Below are 21,857 nucleotides of genomic sequence, written 5' to 3'. Positions count from 1 at the left end.
CGGGCTTCGGCGACGCAGGTGGCCGGTGCGCGGCAGGAGGGTCTACCTAGAAACGTATCGGAGCCACCGGCACAAGGTGAAATCGCGGCCCCCTGGGCAGACGGAATCCGGTTGAACGACGGACGTCCTCGCGGGATCTCCCACTGGGTACAGATTTCCCCATGTCAAGTTCATTTTTCTGCAGACCGACGCTGATGCGGGACCCCGGCCACCCCTCCGGGTTTCCCCCCGGCGGGCTGTGGCCTCAGGCGTTCCCTTCGGGGGATCCCGGGGTGCCTCCCGGGAGGCCGTGGGACCGTCGGTGCAGCTCGCGCACCAGGTCCACGAGCTCATCCGCCGGGCCGTCAACCGCAACCCCGGGCACCACCACCCCCACCGGCAGCGGCGCCACCGGCGCGGGTGCCACGCCCCACTCCCGCAGCCAGCCATCGAGCATGGCGCCGGAGGCGGCAAACACGATCCGTCCCAGACCCGCCCAACCATGCGCCCCGGCGCACATGGGGCAGTGTTCCCCCGAGGTGTAGACGGTGCAGGCGGCCCGCCGGGCAGGGGTGAGGTTCCTGAAGGCCCACTGCGCGATGGCCAGCTCCGGGTGGGCTGTTCCGTCGCCCGATGCCACCTCGTTGTGCCCCTCGAATAGCATCGTCCCGGTCTCGTCGACGAGGATCGAACCGAATGGTTCGTCCCCTTCGTCCAGGGCCTGCCGCGCCAGGTCGATGCAGCGGCGCAGGTGTCCGATATCGGTCCCGTTGATTCCCATAGACCCATCATCCATCGGGAATCGCCCGTTGACCATGGACTTCCTGCAGCCCTGCACCCCCGTGGATCCGGTGAAACCCGCTCCCCGGCCAGCGGCGAATGCGCGGGCGGCACAATCGGCGTAGGCTCAGGGGTAGGGCGAAAGGTGAATAATGAGCCACTCCGAGTACTTTGAAGAACAGCTGGGCAAGGTGGAGGACGATTCCATCGCCGAACTCACAGCATTGTGTCGCAAGTTGCAGGAACAGCAGCCCGGGTCACGGGTCCCGCTGATAGACCCGGTTCACGACGTCGACGAGGCCAGGGTCATCTCCCTGCAGATCGCGCCGGGTCCGGGCACCTCTTCGGGGTTCCTCTCGCTGCGCAACGACGATCCGACGGCAGCCCGGCTCGCGGCGGTCTACGACGCTGCCGGGCTCGATCCGCGTTACGGCATCCCCTGGAATGTCTTCCCGTGGGAGCTGCCCGATGGCGGGACCAAGCTGACCCCGGAGCAGGTCAAGGCCGGCATCCGCCCGCTCAAGGAACTCATGCGCATTGCGTACCGGACCTCCGCGATCGTGGCCCACGGCACCGAGGCCAAGCGCCTGGTGCAGGCCTGGATCAAGGCCGGAGGCCAGCAGGTCGTCAGCCAGCGCGGCATCAAGGTCTACGAGGTGCGTTCCACCGCGGACCGCGCGTTCTTGGGCTCGGCCGAGAAGCAGCAGGCCTGGTTCGATGAAATGGTTGCCGCCTACACCGACGCCATGGCGCGCGCCGGGGTCCGGCCCACGGAAAAGTGAAGGTCCTGATCCTTGGTGCCGGAGACCTTGGCACCGAGGCAGGGCTTCGCCTGGTCGCCGCCGGGCACCAGGTCACCGCATGGCGCCGGCGCGCCGGGGTGCTGCCCGGTTCCTTCACCGCGGTGTCCGCCGACCTGGCCGATACCGGGGTGGAGCTTCCCACCATCGATCCGGACACCGGGCTCGTGGTGTTCACGCCCGCCGCGCCCGAGCGCAGCGCCGAGGCCTACCGGCGCACCTACCTGAGCGCCGCACAGCGGGTTGTTGAGGCGTTGGAACGCGATGGCGTGCACCCCGCACGCTTCATCATGGTTTCCTCCACCGCCGTCTACGGCGATGCCGCCGGCGGCCTTGTCGATGAGGCCACCCCGATCGACCCGCGCACCGAGACGGCGCAGATACTTGCCCAGACCGAGCAGCTGGTGCTGGGACAGGACGGGACCCCCGTCGTCCTGCGCCTGTCCGGGATCTACGGACCGGGCCGGAACCACCTGGTCAACCAGGTCAGGGACGGCAAGGCCCGCACCGCCTCGCGGGTGGTGTGGACCAACAGGATCCACCGCGACGACGCCGCGGCGGCGATCGTCCACCTGGGAACCATGGCAGCGACCCCCGAACCGCTCTACCTGGGGGTCGACCACGAGCCTGTCGACCTCGCCCGGGTCCAGGAGTTCCTGGCCGGGCAACTGGGCGTCACCTCTCCCCCGTCCGGCGAGGCGGCGGTGAACCGCGGCGGGGACCGCAGGCTGTCCAACGCCCGGCTGCTGGCCAGCGGCTTCGAGTTCACCTTCCCGACCTACCGGGAAGGCTACGCCAGCGTGCTGGCCGGCGAAGGCGTGCGGCACCCCTAGGCACCGGGGAACGCCGCGAGGTGTCTTCCGGCCTGGCACGGGGCCTGCCGGAAGACACCCCCGGGTGGAACGCGGCTAGTTGTTGACGTAGCCGTTCGGGTTCAGCACGTACTTCGTGGCGGCCCCGGCGTCGAACTCGGCGTAGCCGCGCGGCGCGTCAAGCAACGAGATCGCCTTGGCGTTGACGGCCTTGGCGATCTGGATCTTGTCGTGCAGGATCGCCATCATCAGCTGACGGTTGTACTTCATCACCGGGCACTGGCCCGTGGTGAAGGACAGCGACTTGGCCCAGCCCGTGCCCAGGCTCAGCGACAGGCTGCCGCGCTTTGCGGCATCGTCGACGGCCCCCGGGTCGCCGGTGACATAGAGCCCCGGGATGCCCAACGCGCCGCCCGCTGCGGTGATGTCCATCAGCGAGTTCAGCACCGTGGCCGGGGCCTCCTGCGCCCCCGTGCCGTGGCCGTGGCCGCGCGCCTCGAAGCCGACGGCGTCGATGCCGCAGTCGACTTCCCGCACGCCGAGGAGCTGCTCGATCTGGTCCGCCGGGTCGCCGTTTCCCACGTTGATGGTCTCGCAGCCGAAGCTGCGCGCCTGGGCCAGGCGTTCCTCGTTCAGGTCCCCGACGATCACCACCGCGGCCCCGAGCAGCTGGGCCCCTGCCGCAGCGGCCAGGCCCACGGGGCCGGCACCGGCCACGTAGACCGTCGAGCCAACACCCACGCCCGCGCTCACTGCGCCGTGGAACCCCGTGGGCAGGATGTCGGAGAGCATTGTCAGGTCCATGATTTTTTCCAGCGCTTGGTCCCGGTCCGGGAACTTCAGCAGGTTCCAGTCCGCGTAGGGCACCAGGACGTACTCGGCCTGGCCGCCGACCCAGCCTCCCATGTCCACGTAGCCGTAGGCGCTTCCGGGGCGGTCGGGATTGACGTTCAGGCAGATGCCGGTCTTTCGTTCCTTGCAGTTCCTGCAGCGGCCGCAGGAGATGTTGAAGGGAACCGAACAGATGTCGCCGACCTTGATGAATTCGACGTCCGGGCCCACCTCGATGACCTCGCCGGTGATCTCGTGCCCCAGGACCAGGTCCGCGGGGGCGGTGGTCCGGCCGCGGACCATGTGCTGGTCGGAGCCGCAGATGTTGGTGGTGACAGTGCGCAGGATGACCCCGTGCGGGACCTTCCTGCCGATGTTGGCCGGGTTTACGCCCGGCCCATCTTGTAGTTCGAAGGTGGGAAACGGCGTATCGATAACCTCGACGATTCCAGGCCCCTTGTACGCAACAGCTTTGTTACCTGACATGAGATTTCCTTCCTGTGACCAAAAGGCCGGGGCAAGCGCCTCGACCTCCGGACAGGCTATCGACGAATATGGCGATTGGCCATAGCTAATCAGTCAGGCCTGCCTGCCGATGCCACGGACGCTCCAACGGACGCCGTGGGCCACGAAAAAACCCGGCATCCCGAACGGAGTCTCTCCGTGGGGGATGCCGGGTTGTTCCAAGAAACACTGCCTAAGGTCAGAAACCCTTGCGCAGCGGGTTGAAGTGGCGGGCCACCGCAGGCTTGTCCTTGCCCACGATGCCGGCGGCAAGCAACTTGCCGGTCAGCGGGCCCAGGGCCACGCCCCACATGCCGTGTCCGCCGCCGACGTGTACGCGCGGGGACTTGGTGGCGCCGACCAGCGGCAGGCCATCGGCGGTGCAGGGACGCCCGCCAACCCACTCCTCCTTGCGGTTTTCCCAGTTGATGCCCTTGTAGACAGGAGTCGCCGCGGCCACGATGGCCTCGATGCGCTTGGGTTCCAGCGCGTGGTTCGCGTCGCGGAACTCCATCGTGCCGGCGATGCGGAAGCGGTCCCCGAGCGGGGTGCAGGCCACGCGCTGGGTCGGGAAGTAGATCGGGTGCGTCGGCATGACCTCGGGCTGCACGGTGAAGGAGTAGCCACGGCCCGCCTGGACCACGACGTTGACACCGAACTTCTTGGTCAGGTCGTTCAGCCATGCGCCGGTGGCCATCACCACGTGGTCGGCGGTGATCGAACGGCCCTCGGAACCGATGACGGTGACCGAGCTGCCGTTGTCGCGGATGTCGGTGACGTTGAACGCGCCAACGATGTCGCCGCCGCGGGCAATGACAGACTCCGCCAGGGAATCCATGTACTTCGGCGGGTTGAGGAAGCGCTGGTTCTTGATGGCTACGCCGGCCGCGACGCTGTCGGAGAGCGTCGGTTCGATGGCGCGCAGCTCGTCGCCGGTGAGCAGGTCGAACTCGACGTTGCCGCCGGTCTTGTGGATCATGTCGAACTCGTGGAGCAGCCCGTCGCGGTCCTTCAGAGACTTGAAGCCGGTGAGGAACGGATTGGCGGGCTTGGTCTTCTCGACCACGCCGGGGCCGGCGTTGGTGCCTTCCGCGATCTCGTCGAAGGCGTCCAGGCCGGTGGTGCCGATCTCAGAGTAGATCCGCATGGCTTCCTGCCACTTCTTCGGGGTGCTGTGCCAGGCGAAGCCCACCAGGAAGCGCAGAAGCTTCGGATCCGCCTTCAACGGAATGTAGAGCGGGGAAGCCGGGTCGATCATCATCTTCAGGCCGTTGGTGAAGACCGCGGGCTCGGCGATCGGAAGTGTCAGCGCCGGAGTCAGCCAGCCGGCGTTGCCCCACGAGGCACCCGATGCTACGCCGCCCCGGTCGACAACCGTAACCTTGACGCCCTCTTCCTGCAGGTACCAGGCAGCAGACAGCCCGACGAACCCGGCGCCGACGATTACAACATGCTCAGGCGTCGTTGCGCTGGCCATGGTTCACACTCCGATTCAAAAATTTCTTAACAGTTGACCTCAACTTTGACGCTGAAATGCGCACGAATCAACGGCATTTCGCATTTCATCGGTGACGCAGGCCACACGACCGTTTGAGCTGCAATAAATGCGGGTAAAAAGATATTCGGCAGTATTTTCTGCGGCCTGAATTGGCGTCCGCCATACTTCAAGCCGCCCGCTCCGGCAATACCCACTCCGGCCTGCCCGCATACCCGGTGCGTAGCCGATACGGCCGACCCAAGGTGTCCGGTTCCTGGCGTCTTTGGGCACGAATTCGGGGGGCGCAGGGCCGGGAGGTGGCGCCGCGGGGGATGGCTCCACCATCGCGGTCGGACGCCACGTGCCGCACGGCCCATCCCGCAGCTTCGCGTGGGCTCCCCCGCCTAGACTGGTTCCATGACTTCCGCTTTCCCCACGCTTCCTTCGAGCTCATTGATTGCCGAGCTCGTGGGCCCGACGAGCATGGACCGGGGCGCGGAATACGCCAGCACGGGTCGGGTCCTCGACACCACGTGGATTCCCCCCATGAGCATTGTGCGAGGCAGCGTCGTGGGGTCCGGAAACAAGATCTACCGCACCGCGATCCACTCACAGGTACGCAACGGGTACCTCTACCCGCAGCACGGCATCTGCACCTGCCCCGTCGCGAACAACTGCAAGCATGCCGCTGCAGTCCTGCTCGCCTTCATGTGGGAGGAATCCAACTTCGAAGAGCCAGATCCCCGCGCACCGTGGGAACGCTCCCTGCTGGCTTTGATGGGCGAAGGTGAACCCCGCAACGAAAAGAGGCAGGCACGAACCCTGGGCGTGCAGCTTGAACTGCGCCCCAAGGCCGCTCCGCGCTACTACGCAAGCGCCCTCGAAAAGATCAACGCCGGTGAAATCCCGCATACTTCCAAGCTCGAGCTCACCATGCGCCCGGTGCAGCTAAATGAGAAGGGCCGCTGGGTCTCGGGCAACCTCGCCTGGCAGCACTTTCGGTACACCAGAAGCGGCGAGGTCCCGACGCTCCCCTTCGACACCGAATACGAACCCTCGCAGGTCGAGTGGTTCTGCACGCTCCTGCAGCTGAATTCCTTTGCGGCATGGAACGGTTCGCACCTGCTCACCAGCGACTTCCTGAGCCCGATGGTGTGGAGCCATTTGGCCCAGGCAACCGCCCTCGGCATCGAGTTTCGTGCACTGTCGTCCAAGTCGAAAGTCACCGTGCACGACGCCGTGGGCGTCCGCGCGGACGTCGTTTCCGAGGGCAAAAAACTCCGTCTTCGACCCCTGATCGATGGAACCCCCGACGGATTCGACACCGACTTCGCAGGGACCGTTGCGGACCACGGGGTCTACTGGTGGGACAGCACGAGCACCCTCAAGAACGCGAACATCCACCTGGCACCGACCAAGGAGCGCCTATCGCCGATCCTCACCGGACTGCTGCGTTCGGACAAGAAGATTACGGTCCCCGCCAACGGCCGTGAGAACTTCGAACGGGAATACCTGCCAAAGATCGCACGCGCCACACCACTGGTCTCCTCGGACCACTCCATATCGGTTCCGGCCTCCGTCCTCCCGACGATGGTCCTGAAACTCACCCACCTCGCAGGGGACGCAGGAAAGACCCGGAAATCGAAACAGGACAATTCCGCCACACCCGGCGTGAAGCTGGCCTGGGGCTACGACTACGCCGGCACGTTCGTGCCCATGGGGCGTCCGGCAGTGGAACCCGACCACAAGGCCGAAGCAGCGCTGCGCCGCGCGGTGGCCGCAGCACTGGGCGACTTCCCGGAGGCATTCGCCGACCTGTTCACAGGCGCGAACCCAGCCGGGGAAGCACTGAATGACACCGCCACCCTGACGGGGGTCCCGGCCGCCCGGTTCGTTTCACTCGCACTGCCGGTGCTTGGGCGCCTTCCCTCACTGGACATCCGCGAGGAGGGCAGCGCCACAGAATTCGAGGAACTGACGGCCGACCCCCTGATCACTGTCTCGGCCCAGAACACCGAGACCAACGACTGGTTCGACCTGGGCGTCGAAGTCCAGATCGACGGGAACAAGGTTCCCTTCACTGACCTCTTCCAAGCCCTGGCTCACCACGAAAAGCACCTCATGCTGCCCAACGGCAAGTACTTCGAGCTCGACAGGCCCGAATACGAGCAGCTTCGCCGTCTCATCGAGGAAGCCCGCTCGCTCTCCGATGTGCGCGGCGAGGACACCGTCCGAATCTCAAAGCACCAGGCTTCACTCTGGGAAGACCTGAAGGACTTGGCAACGAATGCCGAGGCCACGGTGGAATGGAAGGCCTCGGCCGGGAGCTTGGCCAACATCTCCACCGTCGAGCATGCCCCGGTGCCCGCAGGTATCGACGCCACCCTCCGCCCCTACCAGCGTGAGGGCTTCGAATGGCTCTCGTTCCTCTTCGACCACTCACTCGGCGGCGTGCTGGCAGACGACATGGGGCTGGGCAAGACCCTGCAGACCTTGGCCCTCATCCAGCACGCCAAGGACCGCCACGATCCCTCGGCCGGGAAGATGCCCCCGTTCCTGGTAGTCGCACCCACCTCCGTCGTCTCGAACTGGGCGGCCGAGGCCAGGCGTTTCGCCCCCGGCCTCAACACCATCTACCTCACCGAAACCATCAAGCGCGGCGGTGTCCCGGTGCGCGAAGTGGCGCACGAGGCAGACATCGTCGTGACGTCCTACGGCCTCTTCCGCATCGACCAGGACGAGTACCGCGACGCCGAGTTCTCGGGGCTGGTACTGGACGAGGCCCAGTTCGTGAAGAACCCCGCAACGCAGGCCGCCAAGCAGGCCCGCGACTTCCCCACGACCTTCAAGCTGGCCATCACCGGCACACCGATGGAAAACAACCTCTCCGAACTGTGGTCGATGTTCGCCATTGCCGCACCCGGCTTGTTCGCCACGCTCAAGCGCTTCGACGAGACTTACCGGAAACCGATCGAGAAGGACGGCGACACCGAGGCCCTCACCCGTCTGCGCCGACGCATCCGCCCGCTGATGCTACGCAGGACCAAGGAACTTGTCGCCACGGACCTGCCCGAAAAGCAGGAGCAGGTCCTGGAGCTGGAGCTCAGCCCGAAGCACCGCACCATCTACCAGCGCCACCTGCAGCGCGAGCGGCAGAAGGTGCTGGGCATGCTCGAGGACATGGACAAGAACCGCTTTGCCGTGTTCTCCTCGCTCACCAAGCTGCGCCAGCTCTCGCTCGATGCGTCGCTGGTCGACGACCAATACCATTCGGTGCCCAGCAGCAAGCTCGAGGCCCTGCTGGAGCAGCTCGAGGACCTCACCTCAGAAGGACACAACGCCCTGGTCTTCAGCCAGTTCACCTCGTTCCTGGGCAAGGCCAGCACAATGCTCACCGAGGCCGGCATCGAGCACGCCTACCTGGACGGCTCGACCACCAACCGCGCCAAGGTCATCGAGTCCTTCACCTCCGGCAAGGTGCGGGTCTTCCTGATCTCACTGAAGGCCGGCGGCTTCGGGCTGAACCTCACGCAGGCCGACTACTGCTTCCTCATGGATCCGTGGTGGAACCCCGCATCCGAGAACCAGGCCGTCGACCGCGCCCACCGCATCGGCCAGAAGCGCAATGTCATGGTTTACCGCATGGTTTCGAAGAACACCATCGAGGAGAAGGTCATGGCGCTGAAGGAGAAGAAGGCCAAGCTCTTCACCGCCGTCCTGGACGACGATGCCGCCTTCGCATCAGCGATCAGCGCCGACGACGTCCGCTCCCTCTTCGAGGAATAGCCCGGCCACATGCGTGCCGCGGCAGGGAATCCTCTGCCGCCCGCCACAATTGTCAATAGCACCCAGCCCCCGTCGACCCCGAGGAAGCAACGCCATGTCGAAATCCAAGTCCAAGTCCACCGCCGGCAAGCCACGCGGTGGACACCCGGCACGCCGCGCAAGCGACGGGGCTTCCGCCTTTGAGCAGCCGGTCCGCCAAGCCATGGCTCGTTACGCCGCGCAGCTGCTGGCGTTCTTCAACGAACGCCACACCGCGGCGGACACCGAGGCCGGCATCGAGGGCCTTGCCACCCTGCTGACGGTGCACTCGCGACTGCGCAACCAGGTCTCGGTGACGGAGCTGGACCACGACGCCCTGGCCATCCAGTTCGGCGACTTGCGCGCCATCGGCGAGGACGTCGCCATTGCCTGCGCCAGCATCCTTAAGGAGTTTGTCCTCTTCCTGGCCGAGACCGGCTTGTGGAGCGGAACGGTGGAAGGCTTCAAGGCCGTGTTCGACCTGATTTCCGCCCAGAGCGGCGAGTCGCCCATCGTGGTCCCCGAACTCGACGAGGCGACGGCCGACGAGAAGTGGTCGAAGGTACCCATGGTCGCCACGGCCCGCCAACTCCTGGGTTGGGTCGGCGAGGGCCGGGCGGTCCAGCCGAACGGTCTGCTCCTGGAATCCGAGCTCGTTTCGGCGGCAGCTGCCATTGGCATCGATGTCGTTTTCGACGCCGATGCCCAGCCCGGGTCGCTCCGCTGGGTGCCGGAACCCGGGACCTCAGTGGGATCCCTGGCCCACCTCCCCAAGCTCGGGGCCTACTGGGATGCTTTGCTGCGTGCGGGCATGCTCACCAAGCAGGACGACAAGGCCGTCCCCACGCCCGTGGTGGCCGAGGCGCTGGCAGCCGACGCGGGGTTCAGCGCCCGCGGTATCAAAGACATCATTGCGGAGGGCATCTACGCCCACGTACTGCTCAACGCGATAGGTCCGGACAACGACCACACGGTCACCCAGATGGCTGCGGCACTGATGAGCAAGGCCGGGTCGAACAACCCGCCGCGCACCGAAATCGCTTTCCAGGTGCCGGCCGTCGGTGATCTTGAACCCGAGCAGGCCCACCTGCAGCCGCTGTTCGCGAAGACCATCCCGGGCGCAGAGTCGATCCTGCGCGCCCTGGAGTCCGAGGGAATGGTCCGGATCGGCAAGCACCTGCGAGTGCCCCGCATTCTCCGCGCGCCGCTGGAACGGGCGCTGACGCGCGTCGCCGAAGAAGTCCTCGGCTAGTTCCCCCCTGCCAAGACAATGGGGCCGTGCCCGCCTTCGTCGGCGGGCACGGCCCCATTGCATTGCGGCTTCAGGTTCGAAGCCATGAACCGCCTAGAGGCTGTTGGTGGCGATCTCCGCACCGAGACGCGGCAGGCGGTCGAACCAGGGGTTCTCGCCCGGGGTTCCGACGTTGACGATCAGGAACGAGTGGTGGGCCTTGTCGACGTTGACCACGGTGTCGACACCTGCGGCGTTGAAGCCGCCCATTGGTCCGGCGTGCAGGCCGGCGGCGCGAACGGCCATGATGAAGTAGCCTGCCTGCATCCAAGCGTTGTTCTTGGCGATCTCGGCGCGCATCACGGCGTCACCATCGAACATGGCCTTGCGCTCCGGTGCGTGCGGGAAGAATTCCGCAAACTTCTCGTGCCAGTCGGCGTCGTAGCTGAGGACGGCCAGCGCCGGGGCGGTCAGCGACTTTGCGCGGTTGCCTTCCATCATGTGAGCCACAACCGCTTCGCGGGCTTCCTGGCTCTTGATCCAGGTGATGCGCAGCGGCTGGTTGTTCATCATGGTCGGGCCCATCTTGGTGAGCTCGTAGATGGTCTCCAGTGCTGCGTCTGAAACAGCTTCGTCGGAGAAGGTGTTGGCCGTGCGCCCCTCGAGGAACAGCTTGTCGGCGGTTTCGCTGTCGATCGCCAGGTTCGAGTAGATGGATTCGGTGGTTTCCAGGCTCACGGAAATTCTCCTTGTGATTCGTTTGGGGTTTCCCTTAGATGAACCCGCGCAACAGCCCGAATCATTCCCGCTCACAATGTGAGGCCCGTCACTCGATCGACACTGGGTCGAGAGTGCCCATTAAAGTCATCAGCACGCCTGACGACGCCGTGGGCTGCTGCACTTGGGGTTGCAGCAACCCGGGGAATCATTCGCAAAAGTACTGCTTGGGGGAAAGTACTTGTGCGTATCCCGGGTGCGAACCAGCTTGGGGGAATGGTTCGCAGTTTGGCGTCGTCTGGCGTGCTGGATAAAAAGTCTTTGGAACGCCACTCGCAAAACGTTCCTGAGACTTCCTAAGACCAACCGTTCCGTCGATCTACACATAACTTTATAGATTGGTCCCGCGTTGCACATTGGACTTTTGACTATAGTTGCTGAGGTTGCCTCAGCTATTTCGGGTGGTCGGCATCACGTCGGTAAATCCGGCGCGCTCGAGGTCGATAATGTCTGCCGGAAGTTCGGCCCTGACGACCCAGTCGCCCCGTTGGCGCCGGGCCGTCAGGGTACCTCCGAAGGCCGCCATGCGGTCCGTCATTCCGACGATCCCGGAGCTGTGTTCGCTGCGTGCGCGCCCGTCGAACGTCGTGTTGCTGGGCAGCTTGTTGGCGACTTCAAGCCAGACGCGACCGTCGGCGATGAGCGCTTCAATGCGGCACACCGAATTGCGCTCGGCATGCTTGACGATGTTCGTCGTCGACTCCTGGAGGATCCGGTACAGCGCGGCCTGCGCCGACTGCGGCAACCCGGAGAGCCTTGGGTCCACCGCGGTCGTCGTCGGATGACCGAGGTCAACAAGGCGTTCCGCGAAGATTTCGACGCCAATAAGAATTTCGAGACTGCTGGCGGCATTGCCGGCGGAGTCAACAAGGGAGCCATCAACCCGGGTCGCGGTGCCGTCGCTGCGCAACACGTTGAGCATCACGCGGAGGTCCTGGAGCGCTTCCTTCGAGGTGGCACCAATGACCTTGAGCGCGGCCTGCGCCACCAGCGGATCCCCGGAGAATTCCGCGGCCTTGGCCTGCATGGAAATGACGGTGATGTCGTGAGCGACGATGTCGTGAAGGTCCCGCGCGATCGCCTTGCGTTCGGCCTCCACCGCTTCCTGCTGTTTGCGGCGCAATTCTGCCATGCGAACCCTGTCGGCTTCGCGCTGGGCTTGGATCTTCCGTGAAAAGTAGGCAATTGAGTAGGCAAGAGCAAGCAACGGCAGGATCAGGATCAAGAAGCCTACGTCTTTCGGCCTGACCACAACCACCGAAGCCGTCCATGCCACTGCCACACCCAAATATCTCAACGAATATTTGCGATCGGCGGAGAGAGTGATCATGCCCACGAGGAACGGGACCACCAATACCGCAAAGAGATACGAGCCTGCCCAAACACTGGCGACCATGGCTATGACGGAGGCGATTGCAGCATAGGTTGTTCGGACCCACAGGAGGCCCATAGAAGCAACATACAAAGCACTGACTAGCACTGCAATACCGGCACGCTGACCCACCACGGGATCAGTGGCACCCAAGAAAGTGACGAAATCAGTACCCAGGAGAAGCACAGCTATGCCGCTCGCAACCAAAAGGATCTTTCGTCCGATGGGATACGTCGAAGCAGCTTCTGCAGGTCCGGACAGGAAGGGCAACGAAAGTTTCACCCCTCCATTGTCGCCGAGTTGGGAGCCCAAACTAGAGGGCTCCCAACTGAAGAGTCGTTAGCGGCACAAAGCCCCAAGGTTGCGGCAAACCCAATCGTTGAATGCATCCGTCATTCCAAGGGTGCTAACACCTGGGTTGTTGGCGCCCTGCGAGATCGGACCCGAAACCACCAAATTGGAGATCGGAGCGGCCTGGGCAGGGATAGCTGCTGGAATCAGCAGGGCAGCGGACATGGCTACAGCGGCGAATATGCGAGTTTTATGCGTCATGTGCCCCATTGTTCCAGCTATTTTCCGCTGTCAATAGGTACTTTTGTACACATTTTCATGCCAATTTCGCGTCTGCGCAGATGGAGTCTGAGTTCCTTACTAAACTCGGAAATGTGACGGATATACAAGTTCTAGTTGTCGACAACGAACCATTGATGCGGCAGGCCATCCGGATCATTCTCGACGCAGCTCCGGGGTTCCATTGGATGGGCGAAGCCACCAATGGAATTGAGGCCGTCAACTTCTGTGCCGGAAACACACCGGATGTCATTCTCATGGACATGCAGATGCCCCGCATGAACGGTGTCGATGCGACGGAAATCATCACCACGAACTACCCCGGCATCGGAGTACTCGCAATCACCGCGTTCTCCTCCGAGGAATACCTGGTGCCCGCCCTGCGCGCAGGAGCCGCCGGCTACATGGTCAAGGACTCGGAACCAGCCGAACTTCTTGCCGCAGTCAAAGCCGTCTACGACGGTAGCGCAGCCATCTCACCTTCTGTTTCCCATGACCTCATCAAGGCTATCCGCGAGGCTCACGAGGTGAAATCGAGTGCGCAGGGTGGAACGTCGCCCATCGCCCTCTCGGAACGAGAGCTTGAGGTACTCCGCCTTCTGGCGCGAGGAAGAAACAACCCTGAGATTGCAGCCGAACTGCATGTAGCCGAAACCACTGTCAAAGCGCATCTCAGCCGAATCATGGCCAAATTCGGTGTCCGCGACCGCGTGCAAACGCTTATTCGGGCAACCCAGTTCGGCCTCGTTGAACTCAGCATGGACTGATTCCACTGCCGCAGTTTGTTTTCGGGGATTCATGCTCCTCCGAAGTGGCCGCACAGTAAGCACGAATCGACGCTGAACCGAGCTCAGCCCGTTACCTAGCCGGCACAGATTTCTGGCTCCCAAGCAGGGCTTAGTCCGGTCCGGGGACCACCAGGACCCTTGCGGCGCAGGAGCCCGCGTCTCCGATATGCCCGTTGCCTGCGGGTGGACCCTGCCACGGACAGATCCCAACCCTTACCTCGCGGCGTCCGGCGGAGTATCTTCAATCCGATACATAGTGCAAAAACACATTCCATATCTTTTTCACAAATTTGGTGGGCAAAACCACGTTTCTTGGAGGTTGCCCCCTTCAATCGCATAGGCTCGGCAGATGACAACGGAACAGAAAACGGAAACTTCGTCACCCCGCGTCCATCGGTGGGTGTTCTGGCCCGCCGCCCTAATCATCACCATTTTTGTCGCTTTCGCGATGATCGCACCGGACACCGCAGAGGCACTTTTCGCCTCAATCCAGTCCAAGATCATCGGTTACTTCAATTGGTATTACGTACTTATTGCCACGGCATTTGTGGGTTTCAGCCTGTGGCTGGGATTCGGAAAGTTCGGAGACATCAAGCTCGGCAAGGACGAGGATGAACCCGAGTTTTCACTGGGTTCTTGGTTTGCACTGCTCTTCGCCGCAGGCATGGGCATCGGCCTGGTCTTCTACGGCGTCAGCGAGCCACTGAGCCACTTCGCGTCGCCGAAGCCAGGTGTCACGGGGACCCCGGAGCAGCTTGCCCAGCAGGCGCAGGCACAGACATTCCTCCACTGGGGCGTCCATGCATGGTCGATCTACGTGGTGATCGGATTGGCCCTGGCCTACGCCATCCACCGCAGGGGCCGTCCGATCTCCATCCGTTGGACCCTTGAACCGCTTTTGGGCCGCAGGGTCCGCGGTGGGCTTGGCAACGTCATCGACGTCATCGCCCTGGTTGGCACGATCTTCGGCGTGGCAACCTCGCTGGGGTTCGGCGTCCTGCAGATCAGCGCCGGGCTCCAGAGCGTTGGGCTGATCCAGGAATCCGCGGCCCTCGACCTCGTGATCATCGCGGCCGTCACCGGCATGGTGCTCTTCTCCGTGCTGTCCGGTGTTGGCAAGGGCATGAAGTGGCTTTCCAACACCAATCTCATCCTGGCGGGGGTCTTCGTGCTGTTCCTGCTGGTGGTCGGCCCAAGCCAGTTCCTGCTGCGCAACATCGTCCAGTCCACGGGCAACTACCTGCAAGAGTTCTTCGCCCTGTCGTTCAACGTCAGCGCCTTCACCGGCGAAGAGGGCGAGGCCTGGCAGGGACTCTGGACCACCTTCTACTGGGGCTGGTGGATGTCCTGGGCCCCGTTCGTGGGGATCTTCATTGCGCGCATCTCGCGTGGCCGCACCGTGCGCCAGTTTGTTGGCGGAGTCATCCTGGTGCCGACCGCCGTGACGGTCCTGTGGTTCTCGGTGCTCGGCGGAACCGCGATCTACGGCCAGCTGCAGGGCACCGGAAACCTCATCGGGCCCAACGGAAGTGTGGACACGGCCGGAGCGCTCTTCGGCATGTTGGACCAGCTGCCCGCGGGTTCGGTCCTCACCATCGGGGCGATCATCATGATCGTCATCTTCTTTGTCACGTCTGCTGACTCCGGCGCGCTGGTCATGGGCATGATCGCCACCGGCGGAGAGGTCGAACCCAAGAACTGGATCCGGATCTTCTTCACGCTTACCACCTCCCTGCTGGCGGCATCGCTGCTGCTTTCCGGCGGTCTGGAGGCCCTGAAGACCGCGGCGATCATCATCGCCCTGCCGTTCAGCGTGGTGCTGATCCTGATTTGCTGGGCGACCTACCGGGCGTTCTCGCGTGAGGTACGCGTCTACGAGAAGGCCCGTCGAATGGCCTTCGTCGACCACATCGGCGACTTCTACGGGTTGGAGGTCGAGGCGGCCAACCAGGAATCGCAGTTGCTGGACCTGCGGAGGTTCACGGCCAGGTTGCGCCGGGCGGTTCCCTCGGCACAGCGGCAACACGGGCCGATGTCCCGCGTGAAGCCCACTCCCCCGCCGGGTTCCCCGGACGGTGAAAACACACCCGAGTAGCGCATCTGCTTCCCCGGGGACATGAAATCCGGAAAGCCTGGAACTTCGAGGGGCGCCATCGTGATCGATGGCGCCCCTCGACCTGTCCAGAGCGCTACTTCTTCAGGTTTACCTGGTCCACCGTCCAGAAGGCGCTGTTGGTGCCGGTGTAGCGGAAGGAGACCTTGGCGCGCTTGGCCTTCTTCGGGACCTCGACCGCGATCTCCTCGACCCCGTTGAAGTTCTGGGTGTAGGACTTCACCAGGACCGGATCGCCTCCGTCGAAGCTGATGAACACCTCGCCGCTCTGCGGTCCGTCGATCCGGTAGTTCGAGGCGAAGCCCAGCGTCGCCGTCTTGCCGCCGCGGACCTTGTAGCTCGGGCTGACCAGCGTCGAGTCGAACTGCCCTGCCGCATGTGCCTTGTCATCCCATTCGTCGGAATCGGCCACGGCGAAGACGTTGCGGTTGTGAACACTGGTTTCCCGCCCCTGGTTCAGGTCGGTATTCGTCCAGAACTCGTCGGTGGCGAACGACCAGCCCCTCCATTCCGTCACGCCTCCGGAGGGCATCGCCGAGTTGTCGATGCTCCAGCCGCTCGGGGCCGTCGTGGTCCACCCCGTGGTCGTCGCGCCCGGCCTCGTTTCATCGACCCCGGTCTTCAAGTGCGGGCGCAGCGAATCGAAGTCATCGGCCTTGAGGGTTCCGATTGCCTTGCCATCCAGCGCCCATTCGTCCTCGATGCGAACACCCTGGTGCTTCAGGACCGTGGGGGCGATGTCGGAGATCTTGACGTCATGACGCACGGAGCCGGCCTCGATGCCCTTGCCCTGGGCTATCACGAAGGTCGCCCGTTCCCCGGTGCTGCTGCCGCCGTGCCCGCCGCCGGGGGTGTGCCCGTGGTCCGCGGTGATGACAACCAGCCAGTCCTCGCGCTTCTTGGTCTTGCGTTCATCGAGTGCCGCGAGGATCTGCCCGATCTGCGCGTCGGCTGTCGCATGGGCCTTGGCATACGCTGCCGAGGAACTTCCGCTGCTGTGGCCGGCCCCGTCGATCTCGTCGAGGTGCACGAAGGTGCTGTCCGGGTTGCCGTTCCTGAGGTAGTCGACGGCCTTGGCGGTGGTGCCCGCGTCGTTCCCGCCGGCAATGCGCAGGTCGGTCTTCTCCCCGAAGACCTTCTGCGGGATCGGGGACCAGGTGCCGATCACCAGGGTGGAGCTCTGGGCGCGGGCGGTTTCCAGACGCGTCAGGTAGTCCGGGTACTGTGCGTAGTTCGGGTTGGAGAACGAATTGTCCGGGACCTTGTGCTTGTCGGGCCAGACGCCAGTGGCAATCGTCGACCAGCCGGCGCCGGAGACCGTGGGGGCCATCGGGTTCGCGTACAGGTTCGAGTTCGCGAGCATCCCGCCCTTGACCAGGCCGGCAAGGTTGGGGGTGTTTTGTTCGCTGATTTGCGCCGCCGCGGCGCCGTCCAGCCCGATGACGAGGGTCTTCTTCTTGCTTGCCCCCGACGGAAGGCCCTTGTAGTTTTCGGTGGTTTTCTTGGCTGCGACGGGAGCCTGGGGTGCCGTGGGAACGGCCATCGCCGTGGTGGGGGCAACCACGGCCAGCGCCAGCACGCCTGCAGCAATTGAGGTACGGATTCGTGGGGAAGAATGCACGTTTGATTCCTTGGGTGGTCAGAAGGGAGCTGTCATCGTCGGGATTTTCCCGATCGAACGCGACAATCCTCTCCGCCCGCCAGCCAGCGGTTCAATGCCCCCGCGCGCTTGTTCAGACAACGTTCATTCTTGATCGCGTCTTGCCCCGCCACGTCGCCGGAAGTACATGAAAAGTTCCGCTGATTTGGTCCGAAGCACCCCGCGGAATCCTGTATATGCGCGAGTTTCGCGGATCGGACTATCGCGCGGCCCGGCCCCGACGCTGTACAGACAGCCGGAGGGACCTGTAGCAAATACCTGCCGCAAACATGGCCAGACCGCCTGCCACAGCATTCAGGGGAAGCGTGGCCACCAGCGCGCCGCAGCCGATGGCGCCGGCGATACCCAGCCAACGCGGATCCCGTCGTTCCCCGGCCGGTTGCCTGAAGGCCGCGATGTTGGCCACCAGGTAGTAGATCAGCACGCCGAAGGAAGAGAACCCGATCGCGGTGGTCAGGTCGGCGAACGCGACAAGCACCAGCACTGCCGCGCCGACCGCCAGCTCGGCCCGGTACGGCGTGGCGAAGCGGGGATGGACCGGGGCAAGCACCGGTGGCAGGTCGCCTTCCCTGGCCATCGCCATGGCCGTGCGCCCGATGCCGGCGATGAGCGCCAGCAGGGCCCCCAGCGAGGCAAGGGCGGCCGCGACCTGGACCAGCGGCAGTGCCCACGAGGGGCCCACGGCCGCGGCCAGCGGCGTGTCGGTCGCGGCGATACCGGCGGCCCCCAGGCTGTGCAGCAGCACCAGTGCGACGACCGCGTAGAGCACAACGACGATCCCCAGGCTCAGCCCGATGGCCCGGGGAATGGTCTTCGCGGGGTTCCGCACTTCCTCGCCCAGCGTGGCGATGCGTGCGTAGCCGGCAAAGGCGAAGAAGAGCAATCCGGCACCCTGCAGGATCCCCGCGAACCCGGCTGCCCCACCGGCCGTGACGGTCGGCCCCTCCGGGCTTCCGCCGAGGATCGCGGCGAGGACGACTGCCAGCAGCACAAGCACCGTCGTCACGATCCAGCGCGCGGCGGCCGCCGTCCGGGTGACCCCCAGGCAATTGACGCCGACCAGCAGCACGACTGCAGCCGCCGCGACGGGCTTGACCCAGGGTCCGGGCACGGCGTAGGTGGCAAAGGTCAGGGCCATGGCTGCCGCCGAGGCCGTCTTGCCGACTACGAACCCCCAGCCCGCGATGAACCCCGGCCACGGGCCGAGCACTTCCCTGCCGTAGGCGTAAGTGCCTCCCGAGGTAGGGTAGCGGGCAGCGAGCTGGGCACTGGACCGGGCATTCGCGTAGGCCAGCGCGGCGGCCACCACCAGCGACGCCATGAGGGCGGAGCCGGCTGCCGCGGCCGCAGGCGTGAACGCCGAAAAGAGCCCGGCGCCGATCATCGAACCCAGCCCGATCATGACCGCGTCTCGGGTCCCCAGCCTGCGCTGGAGCCTGGAACTCACTGTTTCCCCGCCGGATTGTGCATCAGCCATCATAACCACCGCCAGGTTAACGCCCGGGGTTCCTGCCTCTACCGCACTGCCACATCCACGGCACACTCCGGCGTCGACGGCGCCCGAACGAGCCGCGGCCGCCCCAGGGGCGGAACCACCGACTCGACGGCCGCGGCCACCCGGAACGCCATTGCCTCGTCGAAGGGGTGCCCCACGACCTGAACGCCCGTGGGTACCCCGCCTGCGGAGAAGCCGCTGGGAACCGACAGCACCGGGCAGCGGTTGGCCACGTTGAAGGGGCTGGTCATGTGTGCCTCCCAATAGTGGCCCAGATGGCGCTCCGGCGTGTCGATCCCGTCCAGGTAGTCGCCATCGGCGGCCAGCTGCCCCACGGCCGAGGTCGGGCACAACAGGGCGTCGAGCCCGGCCATGGCCGCCGCCAGCTCGCCCTGCAGGCGCGCATCCATCCCCAGCGACTCCACCATGGTGTGCCGCTTGGCCGCGGCCGCCGCATCCTCCATGAAACGCGTGGTGTAGGCGGCCAGCGGCCCGTCGCTGCCGGCGGTCTCCACGGCCATCGCCGGGCCCAGGATGTGCCCGAAGTGGGCGAAGATCGTTTCCGCGATGCGTCCCGTGGTCCAGGGCAAGTCCACCGGGACGATGGTCGCGCCGGCCGCCTCCAGGGCACGCGCCGCGGCAAGGGTGTTCTCGCGGACCGCCGGGTCCACCGGGTAGTCCCCGAGGGTGATCGACAGGCCGATCCGCAGGCCCTCCACTCCTCCGCCGGCCAGCGGGTTGATGCCGTTTTCCCCCCACGATCCGTGGTCGGCGACGTGGCGTCCGGAGAGGACAGCGGCCAGCAGCGCGGTGTCGGCAACGGTCCGTCCCATCGGCCCGTCCCCGCGGTACCAGTCTGCGGCAAGCGGCGGGAGGCCCGGGATCCGGCCGTAGGGCGCCTTGTAGCCCACCGTCCCCGTGAAGCCGGCGGGGATCCGGGTTGACCCGGCGATGTCCGAGGCCGTGGCCAGCGTGGTGAAGCCGGCGCTCAGAGCGGCGCCGGCCCCGCCGGAGGACCCGCCCGGGGAGGCCTGAAGGTTCCACGGGTTGCGGGTGATCCCCCACATGGGCGAATGCGTGGTGGTGGCACAGCTGAATTCGGGGCTGGTGGTGCGCGCATGGATGATGCCGCCCGCCCGCTTCAGCCGTTCCACCACCGGGTGGTCCGCCGCCGCGAGGCGCCTGCGGTGGGCCGCCAGGCCCTGTTCGAGCCGGAGCCCCGCGATGCCGTGCTTCTCCTTGGTGGCAACGGTCAGGCCCAGCAGCGCGGGAACCGGTCCCCCGTCCCGGGCCAGTCGCACGTAGGCGTCGGCGGCACCGGCGGCCTCCCGTCGGGCCGTGTCGAAGAGCGTCTCGGTGAAGGCGTTGATCCCGGTCTCCCGGTCGCCGTTGCAGGCCTCGATGCGTTCGATCTGCGCCTCGAGGACCTCCACCGGGGAAATCTCCAGGGTGCGGAACCCTGCCAGTGCCTCGGAGGCTGTGAGCCGGGCCAGCCGATCCGCATCCGCGCGGGCGGGGCCGGAAGCGCCCGGGTTCATGCCGCACCCGCAGTGGCACGGTCCTGCGCCTTGGAGGGCGCGCCGGCCAGTGCGCCGTTGACCATCTCCCAGGCCACCTCGCCCAGTGCCTGCACGCCGGAGACCATGTCCGCGTCGGTCGTGAATTCGCGTTCGCAGTGGCTGACCCCGTCCACCGACGGAATGAACATCATGACGGTGGGCACTATCCGGTTCATGGCCACCGAGTCGTGTCCCGCCATGGTGCGGATGCGGCGCACGCCCAGGCCGAGGTTCGCTGCGGCCTTCTCCGTCAGTTCCAGTCCTTCCTCCGGGTAGCGCTGGATCCCGCGGACGTCGAAGTCATTTACGTTGATGCGGATGTCGTGTTCCTTGGCGACCCGGGCGATGTCCGCCAGCAGCGAGGCCCGCGCCTCGGCGACGATCTCCGGGGAGGCCGAGCGGAGGTCAGCCACCAGGTGCACGCGGCGCGCCACCACGATCGGCGAGTTGGGTTCCAGGGTCAGCCTGCCCACCGAGGAGACCAGGGCCTCGTCGTCGAACCTTGAGGTGACGTCGTGGACCAGCAGCACCACCTTGGAGGCGGCAACCAGGGCGTCGTGGCGGTCAGCCATGGCCGTGGCGCCGGTGTGGGACTGCTCCCCCAGGACCTCGATGTCCAGCTTCTGGGTGTGCCAGGAGTAGTCGACGGCTCCGAGCGTGATCCCCTCGCGTTCCAGGATCCGGCCCTGCTCGATGTGGATCTCGGCATAGCCGGCGACCTCCGGGCGCTCGTCGCTGCCCAGGTAGCCGATCGCCTCCAGCGCCTCGGCGACGGACGTTCCGCCCAGGTCCCTGACCGCGAGCATCTCCCCCTGGTCCATGAGCCCGGCGAAAACCGAGGATCCCATGATGGAGGGGGCGAATCTCCCGCCTTCCTCGTTGAACCAGTTCGCCACCGCGAGGTTGAACTCCGGGACGCCGTCCCCGGCCGCCACCCGCTCCGCGACGCGTTCGGCTGCGTGCAGCCCCGCCACCACGCCGTAGGCCCCGTCGAAGCGCCCGCCGAGCGGCTGGGAATCCAGGTGCGAACCAAGCAGGATGTACGGGGCTCCCGGAACCAGCTCGAGCAACGCGAACATGTTCCCGATCCCGTCGACGCGCACCTCCCAGCCGCGCTCTCCGGCGAAGCCGGCGAACCAGTCGCGGCTGAGTTTGTCCTCGGGCGTGGCCGCTTGGCGCTCGACGCCGTTGTTGTCCGTGGCGCCGAAGGTGGCCACGTGGTGGAAATCGGTGAGGAATGTCGTGTCGCTCATGGCGGTGGTGCTCCTAGCGGTGGTTCGGGGGATCGTGCGGGTGGTTCGTGTG

15 protein-coding genes are annotated in these 21,857 nt (G+C 65.3%); 6 read left to right on the top strand and 9 right to left on the bottom strand.

Going from position 1 to position 21,857, the window contains the following annotated elements:
- Positions 1-244: 244 nt before the first annotated feature.
- Positions 245-760 (bottom strand): nucleoside deaminase, encoded by a 516-nt coding sequence (locus tag ACSYDW_RS15915; protein ID WP_438339707.1) that lies wholly within the window; start codon positions 758-760, stop codon positions 245-247.
- A 151-nt stretch (positions 761-911) separates the two neighbouring features.
- Between ACSYDW_RS15915 and ACSYDW_RS15910 the strand changes: the two genes are divergently transcribed.
- Entirely contained in the window at positions 912-1,541 is a 630-nt protein-coding gene (locus ACSYDW_RS15910; RefSeq protein WP_438339706.1) for a uracil-DNA glycosylase family protein, read from the top strand.
- Positions 1,538-2,392: an NAD-dependent epimerase/dehydratase family protein gene (locus tag ACSYDW_RS15905; protein WP_438339705.1), complete on the top strand. Its 855-nt coding sequence runs from the start codon at positions 1,538-1,540 to the stop codon at positions 2,390-2,392. Before ACSYDW_RS15910 ends, ACSYDW_RS15905 begins: the two co-directional genes overlap by 4 nt.
- Before the next feature lie 75 nt (positions 2,393-2,467).
- On the opposite strand, the gene fdhA is transcribed toward ACSYDW_RS15905, so the two are convergent.
- Together fdhA and ACSYDW_RS15895 are read right to left on the bottom strand one after the other, a co-directional pair.
- Positions 2,468-3,688 (bottom strand): formaldehyde dehydrogenase, glutathione-independent, encoded by a 1,221-nt coding sequence (gene fdhA, locus ACSYDW_RS15900; protein WP_438339704.1) that lies wholly within the window; start codon positions 3,686-3,688, stop codon positions 2,468-2,470.
- 217 nt (positions 3,689-3,905) lie between these two features.
- Positions 3,906-5,183: an NAD(P)/FAD-dependent oxidoreductase gene (locus tag ACSYDW_RS15895; RefSeq protein ID WP_438339703.1), complete on the bottom strand. Its 1,278-nt coding sequence runs from the start codon at positions 5,181-5,183 to the stop codon at positions 3,906-3,908.
- 546 nt (positions 5,184-5,729) lie between these two features.
- Here ACSYDW_RS15895 and ACSYDW_RS15890 point away from each other — a divergent pair.
- Together ACSYDW_RS15890 and ACSYDW_RS15885 are read left to right on the top strand one after the other, a co-directional pair.
- A complete protein-coding gene (locus ACSYDW_RS15890) occupies positions 5,730-8,969 on the top strand; it encodes a DEAD/DEAH box helicase (RefSeq protein WP_438339702.1) in 3,240 nt (1,079 codons plus the stop codon).
- A gap of 94 nt (positions 8,970-9,063) precedes the next feature.
- Positions 9,064-10,239, top strand: a complete 1,176-nt coding sequence (locus ACSYDW_RS15885) for a hypothetical protein (RefSeq protein WP_438339701.1) — start codon at positions 9,064-9,066, stop codon at positions 10,237-10,239.
- Between the two features lie 93 nt (positions 10,240-10,332).
- On the opposite strand, the gene ACSYDW_RS15880 is transcribed toward ACSYDW_RS15885, so the two are convergent.
- Positions 10,333-10,956: a malonic semialdehyde reductase gene (locus ACSYDW_RS15880; protein ID WP_438339700.1), complete on the bottom strand. Its 624-nt coding sequence runs from the start codon at positions 10,954-10,956 to the stop codon at positions 10,333-10,335.
- A gap of 427 nt (positions 10,957-11,383) precedes the next feature.
- A complete protein-coding gene (locus ACSYDW_RS15875) occupies positions 11,384-12,649 on the bottom strand; it encodes a sensor histidine kinase (protein ID WP_438339699.1) in 1,266 nt (421 codons plus the stop codon).
- Between the two features lie 350 nt (positions 12,650-12,999).
- Here ACSYDW_RS15875 and ACSYDW_RS15870 point away from each other — a divergent pair, with 350 nt between their 5' ends.
- Both ACSYDW_RS15870 and ACSYDW_RS15865 read left to right on the top strand, forming a co-directional pair.
- Complete coding sequence (locus ACSYDW_RS15870) at positions 13,000-13,704, top strand: response regulator (RefSeq protein ID WP_438339698.1); 705 nt, start codon at positions 13,000-13,002, stop codon at positions 13,702-13,704.
- Positions 13,705-14,074: 370 nt separating this feature from the next.
- The gene (locus ACSYDW_RS15865; protein ID WP_438339697.1) at positions 14,075-15,820 is read left to right on the top strand and encodes a BCCT family transporter; all 1,746 of its coding nucleotides are present in this window, start codon (positions 14,075-14,077) and stop codon (positions 15,818-15,820) included.
- Between the two features lie 94 nt (positions 15,821-15,914).
- Here ACSYDW_RS15865 and ACSYDW_RS15860 read toward each other — a convergent pair whose 3' ends face one another.
- The 4 genes from ACSYDW_RS15860 to ACSYDW_RS15845 all read right to left on the bottom strand — a co-directional run bounded on the left by ACSYDW_RS15860 (position 15,915) and on the right by ACSYDW_RS15845 (position 21,838).
- Positions 15,915-17,459 carry an alkaline phosphatase family protein gene (locus tag ACSYDW_RS15860; RefSeq protein ID WP_438339696.1) on the bottom strand — a complete coding sequence of 515 codons (1,545 nt, stop codon included), beginning with the start codon at positions 17,457-17,459 and terminating at the stop codon, positions 15,915-15,917.
- Between the two features lie 238 nt (positions 17,460-17,697).
- On the bottom strand, positions 17,698-18,975 hold the full coding sequence (locus ACSYDW_RS15855) for an APC family permease (protein ID WP_438339695.1): 1,278 nt from the start codon (positions 18,973-18,975) through the stop codon (positions 17,698-17,700).
- 38 nt (positions 18,976-19,013) lie between these two features.
- Positions 19,014-20,531 (bottom strand): amidase, encoded by a 1,518-nt coding sequence (locus tag ACSYDW_RS15850; protein ID WP_438339694.1) that lies wholly within the window; start codon positions 20,529-20,531, stop codon positions 19,014-19,016.
- Positions 20,528-21,838, bottom strand: a complete 1,311-nt coding sequence (locus ACSYDW_RS15845; protein ID WP_438339789.1) for a M20 family metallo-hydrolase — start codon at positions 21,836-21,838, stop codon at positions 20,528-20,530. The genes ACSYDW_RS15850 and ACSYDW_RS15845 overlap by 4 nt, the downstream gene beginning before the upstream one ends.
- Positions 21,839-21,857: the final 19 nt, after the last annotated feature.

This window comes from Paeniglutamicibacter selenitireducens, from assembly GCF_051550675.1.
Taxonomy (GTDB): domain Bacteria; phylum Actinomycetota; class Actinomycetes; order Actinomycetales; family Micrococcaceae; genus Paeniglutamicibacter.
The sequence above is the reverse complement of the archived record's forward strand: the minus strand, read 5'-3'. Positions and strand labels throughout refer to the sequence as shown.

Excerpts from the sequence above, each read along its gene's own strand:
- ACSYDW_RS15870 (WP_438339698.1), top strand. The coding sequence starts at position 13,000 with ATGGAGTCTGAGTTCCTTACTAAACTCGGAAATGTGACGGATATACAA.
- ACSYDW_RS15895 (WP_438339703.1), bottom strand. The coding sequence starts at position 5,183 with ATGGCCAGCGCAACGACGCCTGAGCATGTTGTAATCGTCGGCGCCGGG.
- ACSYDW_RS15850 (WP_438339694.1), bottom strand. The coding sequence starts at position 20,531 with ATGAACCCGGGCGCTTCCGGCCCCGCCCGCGCGGATGCGGATCGGCTG.
- ACSYDW_RS15865 (WP_438339697.1), top strand. The coding sequence starts at position 14,075 with ATGACAACGGAACAGAAAACGGAAACTTCGTCACCCCGCGTCCATCGG.
- ACSYDW_RS15910 (WP_438339706.1), top strand. The coding sequence starts at position 912 with ATGAGCCACTCCGAGTACTTTGAAGAACAGCTGGGCAAGGTGGAGGAC.
- fdhA (WP_438339704.1), bottom strand. The coding sequence starts at position 3,688 with ATGTCAGGTAACAAAGCTGTTGCGTACAAGGGGCCTGGAATCGTCGAG.
- ACSYDW_RS15915 (WP_438339707.1), bottom strand. The coding sequence starts at position 760 with ATGGGAATCAACGGGACCGATATCGGACACCTGCGCCGCTGCATCGAC.
- ACSYDW_RS15885 (WP_438339701.1), top strand. The coding sequence starts at position 9,064 with ATGTCGAAATCCAAGTCCAAGTCCACCGCCGGCAAGCCACGCGGTGGA.
- ACSYDW_RS15855 (WP_438339695.1), bottom strand. The coding sequence starts at position 18,975 with ATGGCTGATGCACAATCCGGCGGGGAAACAGTGAGTTCCAGGCTCCAG.
- ACSYDW_RS15890 (WP_438339702.1), top strand. The coding sequence starts at position 5,730 with ATGAGCATTGTGCGAGGCAGCGTCGTGGGGTCCGGAAACAAGATCTAC.